We start from the raw sequence: 13,403 nt of genomic DNA, 5'->3' as shown, positions 1-13,403 counted from the left end.
TCACGGCGCGCCCCGCTCGCACGGCGGCGGGGCCGGCAGGCGGACCGTCGTCCGGGGCAGGAAGAAGCCGACCAGCGGCCCCATGGACAGCGCGATGAGCACCGTTCCGACGCCGACCGTTCCGCCCAGCAGCCAGCCGGCTCCGGCGACCGTGACCTCGATCGCGGTGCGGACGGCGGGGAGAGGGAGGCGGGTGACCCTCACGAGGCCGGTCATGATGCCGTCGCGGGGGCCCGAGCCGAACTGCGCGCCGAGGTAGAGCGCGTCGAAGAACGCCAGGGCGACCAGGCCGAGCAGCAGGTAGGCGATCCGGGCGGGCAGCCCGTGCGGCTCGGGGAGCACGGCCGCCGTGGCGTCCGCGGCGAATCCCACGATGGCCACGTTGAGGAACGTGCCGAGGCCGGGCAGCTCCCGCAGGGGGATCCACGAGAGGAGGACGAGGACGGAGATCAGGTTCGTCGCCCAGCCGAACGAGATGCCCGACACGTGGGCCGTGCCCTCGGTGAGCACGTTCCAGCTCGCCGCGCCGAGCCCTGACTGGACCAGCATCATCACGGCGGCCCCGTACCCCACCAGACCGACCAGGAGTTGCAGCAATCGGCGGGTCTTCCGGCCCGCCCGGACCTGGGCGAGGGCGCTCATGCGCAGCAGTACGGGCCGGTCGGGGCGGGGCGGCGTCGAGACGCGTGCGGGGGGAGCAGGGGATGCCATGGAGCAACTCTGCGGATCATCTGGGCACGGGTTCCATAGCCAGATTCACTACGCTGGTCCGGTGAAAGTCAGCTCGCACACGGTGGCCGGCATGCTGGGCAGTTGGCAGGAGGGCCCCGGCCCGGCGCACCGACGCCTCTCCGACCGGCTGCGCCTGCTCGTCCTGGACGGACGCCTCTCGCTCGGCGCGGCGCTGCCCAGCGAGCGGGACCTGGCCGGTGCCCTCGCCACCAGCAGGACCACCGTCGGCGCCGCGTACCGGACCCTGGTCGAGCACGGTTACCTCGCCACCCGGTCCCGCGCCCGGGCGACCGTACGGCTGCCCGACGACACGCCGGCCGAACGGTGGTCCGACGCGAGTCCCGCGACCCTCGACCTTTCCCTGGCCGCGCCGTCGGCCCCGGTCGAGATCCTCCACGCCGCGTTCGCCACCGCGCTCGAACGGCTGCCGCGGCACTTCGAGCGGCGCGGCTACGACCGCTACGGCATCACGGAGCTGCGCGAGGCGGTCGCCCGCTGGTACGAGCGGCGCGGGCTGCCCACCGCGCCCGACCACATCATGATCACCAACGGCGCGCAGCACGCGCTGGCCGTCCTGGCCCGCACCCTCCTGTCACCGCGCGACAGGGTCGTGATCGACCACCCGACCTACCCGCACGCGATCAGGACGTTCCTGGACGTACGCGCCCGGCCGCTGCCCGTGGCCCTGACTCCGTCCGGCTGGGACGCCGGGCAGCTCGGCGAGGCGGCGCGGTCCGCGCAACTCGCCTATCTGATCCCCGACTTCCACAACCCGACCGGGATGAGCATGCCCACGAGCGTGCGCCGCGGCCTCAGGCTGTCCTGTCCCACGGTCATCGACGAGACGATGACCGACCTGGCGCTGGACGGAGCGAGCCCGGAGCCCTTCGCGCTCCACATGCCCACCGCCATCAGCGTCGGCTCGGTCTCCAAGAGCATCTGGGGTGGTCTGCGCATCGGCTGGATCCGCGCGACCCCCTCCCTGCTGGAACGCGCCGAACAGGCCCGTCTCACCACCGACCTCGGCACCCCGGTGGTCGAACAGCTCGCCACCGCCGCCCTGCTGGACGCCCGCCAGACCAGCCGGCCCGAGGCGCTCCGCCAACTGGGAGAGCGCCGCGACGCGCTGAGGCAGGCCCTCGCCGAACACCTGCCCCACGTCCACGCCCCGCGTCCACCCGGCGGCATGACCCTGTGGGCCACCTTCCCCACCCCCATCAGCTCCCGGCTGGCGGCCATAGCCCCCGAGCACGGAGTGACGATCGCGGCCGGCCCGCGCTTCGGCATCGGCGGCGCGTTCGAACGCAACGTCCGCCTCCCGTACACCCTCCCCCCGGCCCGCCTCACCCAGGCGATCCACAACCTCGCCGAAGCGGAACGAGCCCTCACCCGAGGCGCGAGGGGCACCCACACCCCGGCCCCGGTCGCCTGAGCCCGGCGCGCGCTCCTGGGCGGGCCCGGATGATCGACCGCCTCCCGCCCCCACCGTGCAACCATGGTCCCTATGAACCGGCTAGCCGACGTGACCTCGCCGTATCTGCTCCAGCACGCTGACAACCCGGTCGACTGGTACCCCTGGGGGCCGGAGGCGTTCGAGGAGGCTCGGCGGCGGGATGTGCCGATCCTGCTGAGCGTCGGGTACTCCGCGTGCCACTGGTGTCACGTCATGGCGCACGAATCCTTCGAGGACCAGGCCACCGCCGAGTACCTGAACGAGAACTTCGTCAGCGTGAAGGTCGACCGGGAGGAGCGTCCGGACGTCGACGCGGTCTACATGGAGGCCGTGCAGGCGGCGACCGGGCAGGGCGGCTGGCCCATGACGGTGTTCCTCACGCCGGAGGCCGAGCCCTTCTACTTCGGCACCTACTTCCCGCCCCGCCCCCGCCACGGCATGCCCTCCTTCCCGCAGGTGCTGGAAGGCGTGCACCAGGCGTGGCAGGGCCGCCGGGACGAGGTCACCGAGGTGGCCGGGAAGATCACGCGCGACCTCGCCCAGCGGGAGATCGTCCAGCAGGCGGCCGGGGTGCCCGGCGAGGAGGAGCTCGCGCAGGCGCTGCTCGGGCTCACCCGTGAGTACGACCCCCAGCGCGGCGGATTCGGCGGCGCCCCGAAGTTCCCGCCGTCCATGGCGCTGGAGTTCCTGCTGCGCCACCACGCCCGCACCGGCTCCGAGGGCGCCCTGCAGATGGCGAGCGACACCTGCGAGCGAATGGCCCGCGGCGGCATCTACGACCAGCTCGGCGGCGGCTTCGCCCGCTACTCCGTGGACCGCGACTGGGTCGTGCCGCACTTCGAGAAGATGCTGTACGACAACGCCCTGCTCTGCCGGGTGTACGCCCACCTCTGGCGGGCCACCGGCTCCGACCTCGCCCGCCGGGTCGCGTTGGAGACCGCCGACTTCCTCGTCGGCGAACTGCGCACCGGGGAAGGCGGGTTCGCCTCCGCGCTGGACGCCGACAGTGACGACGGCACCGGCAAGCACGTCGAGGGCGCGTACTACGTCTGGACGCCCGAGCACCTGCGCGCCCTTCTCGGCGACGCGGACGGCGACCTGGCCGCCGAATACTTCGGCGTGACCGGCGAGGGCACCTTCGAGCACGGCCAGTCCGTGCTGCAACTTCCGCAGGCGGAGCGGGTGTTCGACGCCGAGCGGATCGCCTCGGTCAAGGAGCGGATGCTCGCCGAGCGCTCCGGGCGCCCCGCGCCCGGCCGGGACGACAAGGTCGTCGCCGCCTGGAACGGCCTCGCCGTCGCCGCGCTCGCCGAGGCCGGCGCCTACTTCGACCGCCCCGACCTGGTCGAGGCCGCCGTCGCCGCCGCCGACCATCTGGTCCGGGTCCACCTCGACGAGCACGGCCACCTCACCCGGACCAGCCGCGACGGCCGGGCCGGTGACAACGCCGGGGTGCTGGAGGACTACGCCGACGTCGCCGAGGGCTTCCTCGCGCTCGCCTCCGTGACCGGCGAGGGCGTCTGGCTGGACTTCGCCGGCCTCCTCCTCGACCAGGTGCTGACCCGCTTCACCGACCCGGAGAGCGGCGCCCTGTACGACACCGCCTCCGACGCCGAGCAGTTGATCCGAAGGCCGCAGGACCCGACCGACAACGCGACCCCCTCCGGCTGGTCCGCCGCGACCGCCGCCCTGCTGTCCTACGCCGCGCACACCGGCTCCGAGGCCCACCGGACCGCCGCCGAGCGCGCCCTCGGCGTGGTCAAGGCGCTCGGGCCGAGGGTGCCCCGGTTCGTCGGCTGGGGCCTGGCCGCCGCCGAGGCGCTGCTCGACGGCCCCCGCGAGGTCGCCGTCGTCGGCCCGTCCCTCACCGACGACCGGACCGCCGCCCTGCACCGCACGGCCCTCCTCGCCACCGCCCCCGGCGCGGTCGTCGCGGCGGGCACCCCGGACGGCGACGAGTTCCCCCTCCTCGCCCACCGCCCCCTGGTGGACGGCGCCCCGGCCGCCTACGTCTGCCGCGACTTCACCTGCGAGGCCCCGGTGACCGGCCCGGACGCGCTCCGCACGGCGCTCGGCGGCCTCTGACGGGAACGGTCGGCGGCCTCTGACGGGAACGGGAGCGGTAAACGGCTACTTCCCGTACACCTGTGCCCGCTACGATGCGCTGCCCGCCGCCCCGTCACGGGGCCGCGGGCCATCGCATCCTGTGGGGGGAAGCCCGTGTTCGTGCTGTCCATACTGCTGCTCATCGCCGCGGTCGTACTCTTCTTCGTCGGCCGCGGCCGGGACGAGAACGGCTGGAAGCTCGGGGCCGCGCTCGGCGCCCTGGGCGGGGTCCTGGCCGGTGTCTTCGCCTGTGTCCATGTGGTCAGCGCCTATGAGGTCGGCGTCCCGGTGACCTTCGGCCGGGTCGGCACCCCGCTGACCTCCGGCATGCACCTGAAGTCGCCGTTCACCGACGTCACCTCCTTCTCCACCCGGCCGGTCGACCTCGACCTGGGCGGCGAGGACGTGGTGGAGGTCCGCTCCTCGCAGGGCGGGGTGCTGTACGCGGACGTCACCATCAAGTGGGCCGTCGTACCGCGCAAGGCGGTCGAGCTGTACCGGCTGGCCGGCAGCGAGGACGCGGTCCAGGAGCGGCTGGTGCTGCCGGACAGCCGCGAGATCGTCCGCAACGTCTTCGCCCGGCACACCAGCGAGGAGGGGTACGCCTCCGCCCGCGAGCGGATCAGCGCCGAGATCGAGAGCCTGGTGAAGGAGCGGCTGGCGCCGCGCGGGATCGACGTGACCACCGTCAATCTGCGCAACGTCCGGCCGTCGAAGCAGTTGCAGGGCCAGATCGACAAGAAGATCCAGCAGGAGCAGGCCACCGAGCGCGCCGTCGAGTCCGCGCGCACCGCCAAGGCGGAGGCGGAGCGCAAGCGGATCGACGCCGAGGGCACCGCCCGCGCCAACAAGATCCTGGAGCGCTCCCTGAGCGACAAGGTGCTGTACAACCAGTGCCTGGACGCCTACCGGGAGGCCGCCAAGTCCCACCCGGTGTACGCGGTGCCGTGCGGCGGCGGCTCGGGAGGCACCCCGGTCATCGTGGACGGCACCAAGAACTGACGGGCGCCGCGAAGGACTAGCCCAGCTCCGCCCGGAACCGCACCGCCTCGGCCACGATCGTCTCCAACTGCTCGTGGTGCGCGCCCTTCCAGTAGGCGCGGCCGCAGTCACCGCAGGCCGCGAACACGTCGTAGGTGTCCCGGGTCCCGGCCTCCAGGCGGTCGGCGACCTCGGACTTGGTGGCGGGACGCAGCGGGCCGTTGCAGGCGGTGCAGCGGGTCCAGGGGGCCAGCTCCGGGGCGAAGCGCTCCAGCACGTCGCGGAGCTGCTGCTCGGGCCGGGTGCTGTACACGTACGCCCCGGCCCACAGCTCGCGGCGGCGCAGCAGGCCCCGGTCGCGGCTGAGCAGGACCCGGCGCTCGGCCGCCGAGCGCGCGGCGAGCGCCGGGTCGCCGATGTCGGTGGACTCGTACGCCGTGTCCACACCGAGCAGCCGCATCCGGCGGGCGAGGGTGCCGAGGTGGACGTCGAGCAGGAAGCGCAAGGGGGCGCCGGGCACCTGCTGGGGGTGGGGGACCGGGCCGACGTGGACGGACTCGCCGTCGGCCGGGACATGGGCGCGGGGGACCTCCCGGCCGTCCACGGTCAGGGTGCCGGCCTCGGTCAGCGGGATGCCGAGGGACTCCACGACATGGCCGAGGCTGGAGACGCCGTCGGTGCCGAGCGCGGTGCCGCCCGCGCGGTGGGCGTGCGGCACGAACAGGTGCAGGTCCGGCGCGACTTCGAGGTGGATCACGGGTCCGTTCACCCGGTCAGGATGGCACGCGCCCGTACGGCCTCAGGCGTGCTGGTAGGCGACCAGCGAGATGCCGACGTAGTGCACGATGAACGCGGCGAGGGTGAGCGAGTGGAAGACCTCGTGGAAGCCGAACCAGCGCGGTGACGGGTTGGGCTTCTTGATGCCGTAGACCACGCCCCCGGCGCTGTAGAGCAGACCGCCGACGACCACCAGGACCAGGACGGCGACGCCGCCGGTGCGCATGAAGTCGGGCAGGAAGAAGACGGCCGCCCAGCCCATGGCGATGTAGCACGGGGTGTACAGCCAGCGGGGCGCGCCGACCCAGAAGACGCGGAAGGCGATGCCCGCCAGGGCGGCCGCCCAGACCCCCCACAGCAGCCCCTGGCCCTTGGTGCCCGGCAGGAGCAGCAGGGCGAGCGGGGTGTAGGTGCCCGCGATGATCAGGAAGATGTTGGAGTGGTCGAGGCGGCGCAGGATGCGGTCGGCACGCGGGCTCCAGTCGCCCCGGTGGTAGAGCGCGCTGACACCGAAGAGCAGACATGCCGTCAGGGCGTACACCCCGCAGGCGATCCGGCCTCGGGTGGAGTCGGCGAGGGCGGTCAGCACCAGGCCCGCGATGAGTGCGGCCGGGAACATGCCCAGGTGCAGCCAGCCACGGAGCCGGGGCTTGACGGGTTCCGGCAGGGAGAGCGCGGCGGAAACGGACGCAGTCATGAACCGCATCGTACCTACGGCACCGTAAGTTACGGATCAGTCCCCCTGTGTGGGCGACCGGGCTCACGCCATTGCCAAGATCCATCGTCTCACGCCCGCTCCGGGGTCCGTGCGTAAAAAATCTGCCATGTACACCCCAGGCGGGCGTAAAGAGGTGTGCATGCCAGCAGGGCGGACGCGGAACACGCCGGTTCGGGGGTACTCGCTCACCTGTGACGCCCTCTGGACATATGCGCACTCGCATCGGATGATCAAATGAGTGCGGTCGGTACCGGATGAGCGGCGACCCCCAAAAGGGTTGCCGCCGGGCATCCGGGCCGCAGCCCCCAAGGGGCCGAGAAAATCCCTCACCAGGGCCATAAACCCTCACTTAGGAGCGATCGTGGCGCGCGACAACGCGGCTCCCACCGTCATCCCGACCACCCATCAGGAACTGATCTCGTGGGTCGACGAGATCGCCGAACTGACGCAGCCGGACAGTGTGGTCTGGTGTGACGGATCCGAGGCCGAGTACGAGCGCCTGTGCGAGGAGCTCGTCGCCAAGGGCACCTTCACCCGGCTCGACCCCGTCAAGCGTCCGCACTCGTACCACGCGGCCTCCGACCCGACCGACGTCGCGCGGGTCGAGGACCGGACCTTCATCTGTTCGCGGGAGGAGGCCGACGCGGGCCCGACCAACCACTGGAAGGACCCCGCCGAGATGCGGGAGATCTTCCAGGGGACCGGCGGCGAGGGCGGCCTGTTCCGGGGCTCGATGCGCGGCCGCACGATGTACGTCGTGCCCTTCTGCATGGGTCCGCTCGGCTCCCCGCTCTCCGCGCTCGGCGTGGAGATCACCGACTCCGCCTACGTCGCCGCCTCGATGCGCACCATGACCCGCATGGGCAGCGCCGTGCTGGAGGAGCTGGGCGCGGACGGCGAGTTCGTCAAGGCCGTGCACACCCTCGGCGCCCCGCTGGAGGCGGGCGAGCAGGACGTGCCGTGGCCCTGCAACTCCACCAAGTACATCTCGCACTTCCCCGAGTCCCGTGAGATCTGGTCCTACGGCTCCGGCTACGGCGGCAACGCCCTGCTCGGCAAGAAGTGCTATGCCCTGCGCATCGCCTCCGTCATGGCCCGCGACGAGGGCTGGCTGGCCGAGCACATGCTGATCCTCAAGCTCACGCCCCCGCACGGTGAGTCCAAGTACGTCGCCGCCGCCTTCCCGAGCGCCTGCGGCAAGACCAACCTCGCCATGCTGGAGCCCACCGTCTCCGGCTGGAGCGTGGAGACCATCGGCGACGACATCGCGTGGATGCGCTTCGGCGAGGACGGCCGGCTCTACGCGATCAACCCGGAGGCCGGGTTCTTCGGCGTCGCGCCCGGTACCGGCGAGCACACCAACGCCAACGCGATGAAGACCCTGTGGGGCAACGCGGTCTTCACCAACGTCGCCCTCACCGACGACGGCGACGTGTGGTGGGAGGGCATGACCGAGGAGCGGCCCGCCCACCTGACCGACTGGAAGGGCAACGACTGGACGCCGGAGTCGGACACTCCGGCCGCCCACCCCAACGCCCGCTTCACGGTCCCCGCCGACCAGTGCCCGATCATCGCGCCCGAGTGGGAGGACCCGCGCGGTGTGCCGATCTCCGCGATCCTCTTCGGCGGCCGCCGGGCCAGCGCGGTCCCGCTGGTGACCGAGTCCTTCGACTGGAACCACGGCGTGTTCCTCGGCGCCAACGTGGCCAGCGAGAAGACCGCGGCCGCCGAGGGCAAGGTCGGCGAGCTGCGCCGCGACCCCTTCGCCATGCTGCCGTTCTGCGGCTACAACATGGGCGACTACATGGCCCACTGGATCGACGTGGCCAAGGACAAGGACCCGGCGAAGCTGCCACGGATCTACTACGTCAACTGGTTCCGCAAGGACGGCGAGGGCAAGTTCGTCTGGCCCGGCTTCGGCGAGAACAGCCGCGTCCTGAAGTGGATCGTGGACCGGCTGGACGGCCGTGCCGAGGGCGTCGAGACCCCGATCGGCGTGCTGCCGGCCAAGGGGTCCCTGGACACCGAGGGCCTGGACCTCACCGACGCGGAGCTGGACTTCCTGCTCACCGTCGACAAGGAGGTGTGGCGCGAGGAGGCGTCCCTGGTCCCCGACCACCTGAACACCTTCGGTGAGCACACTCCCAAGGAGCTGTGGGACCAGTACCGGGCGCTGGTCGAGCGCCTCGGCTGAGCCTGATCAGCGGGCCGCGCTGAGTTCCCTCGGCGCGGCCGGCGCCGTCTCCTGCCCGGTGACCTCGGGGGAGTGCGCGTCCATCCGCTCGGCGGCCAGGATCGCGGCCGCCGTGTCCGCGCGGGAGGCGGCGACTACCAGGGCGCGGCCCGCGAGCATGTGCGCCCGGCGGTGCAGCGGCGCCGGGTCCACGGGCGCCCCCGCGGCCGCCCGTACCGGGGCGTGGCCGCCGCGCAGCCGGGCCACCTCGGCGGACAGCCGCTCGGCGGCCGCGTCCAGCTCGGGGCCGGCGGCCGGGCCGCGCAGCTCGTCCGTGACGGCGAGCAGGGCGGCGAGGTGTCCGGCGAGCTGGAGGTCCAGCTCCTCGTCGCGGGAGCGGTGCGGGAGGTCCGGGGCCGCCGGGGTGCTGTGGACCGACTTGGTGCGGATCGGTTCGTACATGGGACGGCCTCCTCTGCGCTGACAGGAAACCATCCTAGCTTGGATTCAGTCTAAAGTTGAGCCGAGTCACGGACGGCGGTCCGACGGCTACGGCCGGTGCCGCCTCCGGCTGTCTACGGCTGTCCGTAGCCGTCCAGGAAGGTCCCGATCCGGGTCACCGCGTCCGTCAGGTCGGCCACGTTGGGCAGGGTGACGACCCGGAAGTGATCGGGCTCGGGCCAGTTGAAGCCGGTGCCCTGGACCACCATGATCTTCTCTTCGCGCAGCAGGTCGAGGACCATCCGCCGGTCGTCCTTGATCTTGAAGACCTTCGGGTCCAGGCGGGGGAAGAGGTACAGCGCGCCCTTGGGCCGTACACAGGTCACGCCCGGGATCCGCGTGAGCAGCTCGTACGCCGTGTCCATCTGCTCCTTGAGCCGGCCGCCCGGCAGCACCAGGTCCTCGATCGTCTGGCGGCCGCTGAGCGCCGCGACCACGCCGTGCTGGCCCGGCATGTTGGCGCACAGCCGCATGTTGGCCAGGATCGTCAGGCCCTCCAGGTAGGAGTCTGCGTGCGCGCGCGGGCCGGAGACGGCCATCCAGCCGACCCGGTACCCGGCCACCCGGTACGCCTTCGACATGCCGTTGAAGGTGAGGGTGAGCAGGTCGGGGGCGACCTTGGCGGTGGGGGTGTGGACCGCGCCGTCGTAGAGGATCTTGTCGTAGATCTCGTCGGAGCAGACCAGCAGGTTGTGCCGGCGGGCGATGTCGGTCAGGCCCTTGAGCATCGCCTCGTCGTAGACCGCGCCCGTGGGGTTGTTCGGGTTGATGATGACGAGGGCCTTGGTGCGGTCGGTGATCTTGCGCTCGATGTCCGCGAGGTCGGGCATCCAGTCGGCCTGCTCGTCGCACCGGTAGTGCACCGCGGTGCCGCCGGACAGGGAGACGGCCGCCGTCCACAGGGGGTAGTCCGGGGCGGGTACGAGGACCTCGTCGCCGTCGTCCAGCAGGGCCTGCATGGCCATCACGATCAGCTCGGAGACGCCGTTGCCGATGAAGACGTGCTCGACGTCGGTCTCGATGCCGAGGGTCTGGTTGTGCATGACCACCGCGCGGCGGGCGGCCAGCAGGCCCTTGGCGTCGCCGTAGCCGTGGGCCGTGGAGACGTTGCGGAGGATGTCCTCCAGGATCTCCGGGGGGCACTCGAAGCCGAAGGCGGCCGGGTTGCCGGTGTTGAGCTTCAGGATGCGGTGACCGGCCGCCTCCAGTCGCATCGCCTCCTCGAGCACCGGGCCCCGGATCTCGTAACAGACGTTGGCGAGCTTGGTCGACTGGATCACCTGCATGCCCGCGAGCTTACGGCCCGCCCGTGCCCGGTGGACGGTGTTTTCCACCACGTGTCCCACCCGGCGGGACGGGTGGGTTCGCGGTGGTTTCGGCCGAGTGCTCAACTCCGCGCCAGCACGCATGGGTTGACGCGCGGGCGGGAAGAGGCCCCTCGGGTCGGCGCTCTTGTCCTCCCTCATCCCTCTCGTGACAATGTGCATGACAATTCACGAAGAGGGGACCCCCACATGAAGAAGCCTCTCCTGGCCGCGCTCTCCGCCGTGGCGCTCGCCGGGTTCGGCGCGACCCCGGCCCTGGCCGCGCCGCAGGCCAAGGCGGTGACCGTCGACTTCGCCGGGACCGTGTCGCTCAGCAACTGTTCCGGCTCCGTCGTCCGGCTGCCGAACTCGGCGGACAGCGACCCCGCGCTGGTGCTGAGCAACGGGCACTGCCTGGAGACGGGCTTCCCGCAGCCCGGCCAGGTCATCACCGGCCAGTCCTCCAGCCGCACCTTCGGCCTGCTGAACTCGGCCGGCACCAAGGTGGCCACGCTCCGGGCCAACCAGGTCGTCTACTCGACCATGACCGACACCGACGTCACCCTGTACCGGCTGACCACGAGCTATGCGGCGATCAAGAGCTCGTACGGGATCAACGCGCTGCCGCTGAGCGACACCCACCCGGTGGCCGGGAGCGGCATCAAGGTCGTCTCCGGCTACTGGAAGCGGATCTACTCCTGCAACGCGGACGGGTTCGTGTACCGCCTGAAGGAGGGCGGCTGGACCTGGAAGGACTCGCTGCGCTACACCGCCTCCTGCAACACCATCGGCGGCACCTCGGGCTCCCCGGTGATCGACACCGCCACCGGCAAGGTCGTCGCCGTCAACAACACGGGCAACGAGGACGGCCAGTCCTGCACCGAGAACAACCCGTGCGAGGTCGACGAGAACGGCAAGGTCACCGTCCGCCAGGGCATCAACTACGCCCAGGAGACCTACCAGATACCGGCCTGCTTCACGACCGGCAACAAGCTCAACCTCAGCGCCGCCGGCTGCACGCTGCCCAAGCCCTGACCGTCACACCGGGGTACGGCGCACCGACCGGCCCGCCAGTACGTCGGTGCGCCGCCCGTCCTCGATGACGAACCGTCCGTCCAGCAGGACATGCGGAATCCCGGTCGGCAGCGTCCTCGGCTCCGCGAAGGTGGAGCCGGCGGCGACGGTGGCCGGGTCGAACAGCACCAGGTCCGCGCGGTACCCCTCGCGCACCAGGCCCCGGTCCGGCAGCCGCAGCCGGGCCGCGGGCCGCGAGGTCAGCCGGGCCACGCACTCCTCCAGCGACAGCACGCCCAACTCCCGTACATAGGTGCCGAGGTAGCGCGGGAAGGTGCCGTAGGCGCGCGGGTGCGGCTTGGTGCCCTGGAGGATGCCGTCCGAGCCGCCGGTGTGCGCGCGGTGGCGCATGATCGCGCGGACGTTCTCCTCGTGGCCGACGTGCTGGAGGATCGTGGTGCCGAGCCGGTCCGCCAGCAGCAGGCGCAGGACGGTGGTCCACGGCTCCTCGCCGCGCAGCGCGGCCGCCTCCTTCACCGTGCGGCCCACGTACTCGGCCAGAGCCGGGTTCGTCACGCCGGAGACCTCGATCGTCTCCCACTGGGCCGGTACGCCGTGACAGCCGTCCGAGCCGGTGACCTCCAGGCCGTGCCGGATGCGCTCGGCGGTCGCCGGGTCGGCGAGACGGGCCAGGACCGCCGCCGGACCGCCCTCGCTCGCCCAACTGGGCAGCAGGGCGGCCAGGGTGGTGGAGCCGGGGGTGTAGGGATAGGTGTCCAGGGTGATGTCGGCGCCCGCGTCCAGGGCCGCGTCGAGCAGGGCGAGCAGCTCGGGGGCGCGTCCCTCGTTGACGCCGAAGTTCATGGTGGCGTGCGCCAGGTGCAGCGGGCAGCCCGCCTCCCGGGTGAGGGCGACCATCTCGGCGTACGCCTCGAGGGCGCCCGCGCCGTAGGAGCGGTGGTGGGGGCAGTAGTAGCCACCGTAGGAGGCCACCACCCGGCACAGCTCGGTCAGTTCGGCGTCGCCCGCGTACATGCCGGGGGTGTAGGTGAGGCCGGAGGACAGGCCGACCGCGCCCTGCTCCAGGCCCTCCGCGACCAGTCGCCGCATCCGGTCCAGCTCGGCCGCCGTCGCCGGGCGGTCCTCCCAGCCGACGACCAGCGCGCGGACCGTGCCCTGCGGGATCAGATAGGCCGCGTTGACCGCGATGCCCTCGTCCAGCCGGTCCAGGTACTCGCCGACCGAGCGCCAGTCCATGTCGAGGTCGTCGCCGTAGCCGTTCCAGCCGGTGATGGCCCGGCGCACCTCCTCCATCGTGCGGTCGTCGACGGGGGCGTACGACAGGCCGTCCTGGCCCAGCACTTCGAGCGTGACGCCCTGCGCGGCCTTGGCGCTGTGGTCGGGGTCGCGCAGCAGGGCCAGGTCGGAGTGGGCGTGCATGTCGATGAAGCCGGGGGAGAGGACCAGGCCCTCCGCGTCCAGCTCGCGCCGGGCGCGCGGGCGCTGGCAGCCCGCCGCCGCGGCCTCCTTGACGATGGACACGATCCGGCCGCCGTCGACCACCACATCGGCGCGGTAGGCGGGCGCCCCGCTGCCGTCGACGACATCGGCGTCCCGGATGACGAGCTGCTCCACGACCCTGAC

General features: G+C 72.0%; 11 protein-coding genes. 5 read left to right on the top strand and 6 right to left on the bottom strand.

Going from position 1 to position 13,403, the window contains the following annotated elements; genetic code table 11:
* Positions 1–711, bottom strand: coding sequence for a YczE/YyaS/YitT family protein (locus HEK131_RS26405; protein ID WP_244337243.1), 711 nt, complete (start codon positions 709–711; stop codon positions 1–3).
* A 61-nt stretch (positions 712–772) separates the two neighbouring features.
* On the opposite strand from HEK131_RS26405, the gene HEK131_RS26400 reads away from it, so the two are divergent.
* The 3 genes from HEK131_RS26400 to HEK131_RS26390 all read left to right on the top strand — a co-directional run bounded on the left by HEK131_RS26400 (position 773) and on the right by HEK131_RS26390 (position 5,293).
* The gene (locus tag HEK131_RS26400) at positions 773–2,164 is read left to right on the top strand and encodes a PLP-dependent aminotransferase family protein (RefSeq protein ID WP_244337241.1); all 1,392 of its coding nucleotides are present in this window, start codon (positions 773–775) and stop codon (positions 2,162–2,164) included.
* Positions 2,165–2,236: 72 nt separating this feature from the next.
* Positions 2,237–4,270 (top strand): thioredoxin domain-containing protein, encoded by a 2,034-nt coding sequence (locus HEK131_RS26395; RefSeq protein ID WP_244337239.1) that lies wholly within the window; start codon positions 2,237–2,239, stop codon positions 4,268–4,270.
* A 141-nt stretch (positions 4,271–4,411) separates the two neighbouring features.
* Positions 4,412–5,293 (top strand): prohibitin family protein, encoded by an 882-nt coding sequence (locus tag HEK131_RS26390; RefSeq protein ID WP_244337238.1) that lies wholly within the window; start codon positions 4,412–4,414, stop codon positions 5,291–5,293.
* A gap of 16 nt (positions 5,294–5,309) precedes the next feature.
* Here the strand turns inward: HEK131_RS26390 and HEK131_RS26385 are convergent, their stop codons facing one another.
* Both HEK131_RS26385 and trhA read right to left on the bottom strand, forming a co-directional pair.
* Positions 5,310–6,041 (bottom strand): Mut7-C ubiquitin/RNAse domain-containing protein, encoded by a 732-nt coding sequence (locus tag HEK131_RS26385; protein ID WP_244337237.1) that lies wholly within the window; start codon positions 6,039–6,041, stop codon positions 5,310–5,312.
* Between the two features lie 30 nt (positions 6,042–6,071).
* The gene (gene trhA / locus HEK131_RS26380; protein ID WP_217461004.1) at positions 6,072–6,755 is read right to left on the bottom strand and encodes a PAQR family membrane homeostasis protein TrhA; all 684 of its coding nucleotides are present in this window, start codon (positions 6,753–6,755) and stop codon (positions 6,072–6,074) included.
* 373 nt (positions 6,756–7,128) lie between these two features.
* On the opposite strand from trhA, the gene HEK131_RS26375 reads away from it, so the two are divergent.
* Positions 7,129–8,961, top strand: coding sequence for a phosphoenolpyruvate carboxykinase (GTP) (locus HEK131_RS26375; protein ID WP_244337236.1), 1,833 nt, complete (start codon positions 7,129–7,131; stop codon positions 8,959–8,961).
* Between the two features lie 6 nt (positions 8,962–8,967).
* Here HEK131_RS26375 and HEK131_RS26370 read toward each other — a convergent pair whose 3' ends face one another.
* Positions 8,968–9,402: a hypothetical protein gene (locus HEK131_RS26370; protein ID WP_244337235.1), complete on the bottom strand. Its 435-nt coding sequence runs from the start codon at positions 9,400–9,402 to the stop codon at positions 8,968–8,970.
* Positions 9,403–9,515: 113 nt separating this feature from the next.
* Positions 9,516–10,727 carry a pyridoxal phosphate-dependent aminotransferase gene (locus HEK131_RS26365; RefSeq protein ID WP_244337234.1) on the bottom strand — a complete coding sequence of 404 codons (1,212 nt, stop codon included), beginning with the start codon at positions 10,725–10,727 and terminating at the stop codon, positions 9,516–9,518.
* 228 nt (positions 10,728–10,955) lie between these two features.
* Between HEK131_RS26365 and HEK131_RS26360 the strand changes: the two genes are divergently transcribed.
* Positions 10,956–11,780: a trypsin-like serine peptidase gene (locus HEK131_RS26360; protein ID WP_244337233.1), complete on the top strand. Its 825-nt coding sequence runs from the start codon at positions 10,956–10,958 to the stop codon at positions 11,778–11,780.
* 3 nt (positions 11,781–11,783) lie between these two features.
* Here the strand turns inward: HEK131_RS26360 and HEK131_RS26355 are convergent, their stop codons facing one another.
* On the bottom strand, positions 11,784–13,394 hold the full coding sequence (locus HEK131_RS26355; RefSeq protein ID WP_244337232.1) for an N-acyl-D-amino-acid deacylase family protein: 1,611 nt from the start codon (positions 13,392–13,394) through the stop codon (positions 11,784–11,786).
* Positions 13,395–13,403: the final 9 nt, after the last annotated feature.

The sequence above is a fragment of the Streptomyces seoulensis genome (genome assembly GCF_022846655.1).
Taxonomy (GTDB): domain Bacteria; phylum Actinomycetota; class Actinomycetes; order Streptomycetales; family Streptomycetaceae; genus Streptomyces.
This window is presented reverse-complemented; position numbering and strand designations above follow the sequence as displayed.

Coding starts and splice junctions, on each gene's coding strand:
- HEK131_RS26405 (WP_244337243.1), bottom strand. CDS start 711: ATGGCATCCCCTGCTCCCCCCGCACGCGTCTCGACGCCGCCCCGCCCC.
- HEK131_RS26395 (WP_244337239.1), top strand. CDS start 2,237: ATGAACCGGCTAGCCGACGTGACCTCGCCGTATCTGCTCCAGCACGCT.
- trhA (WP_217461004.1), bottom strand. CDS start 6,755: ATGCGGTTCATGACTGCGTCCGTTTCCGCCGCGCTCTCCCTGCCGGAA.
- HEK131_RS26370 (WP_244337235.1), bottom strand. CDS start 9,402: ATGTACGAACCGATCCGCACCAAGTCGGTCCACAGCACCCCGGCGGCC.
- HEK131_RS26365 (WP_244337234.1), bottom strand. CDS start 10,727: ATGCAGGTGATCCAGTCGACCAAGCTCGCCAACGTCTGTTACGAGATC.
- HEK131_RS26360 (WP_244337233.1), top strand. CDS start 10,956: ATGAAGAAGCCTCTCCTGGCCGCGCTCTCCGCCGTGGCGCTCGCCGGG.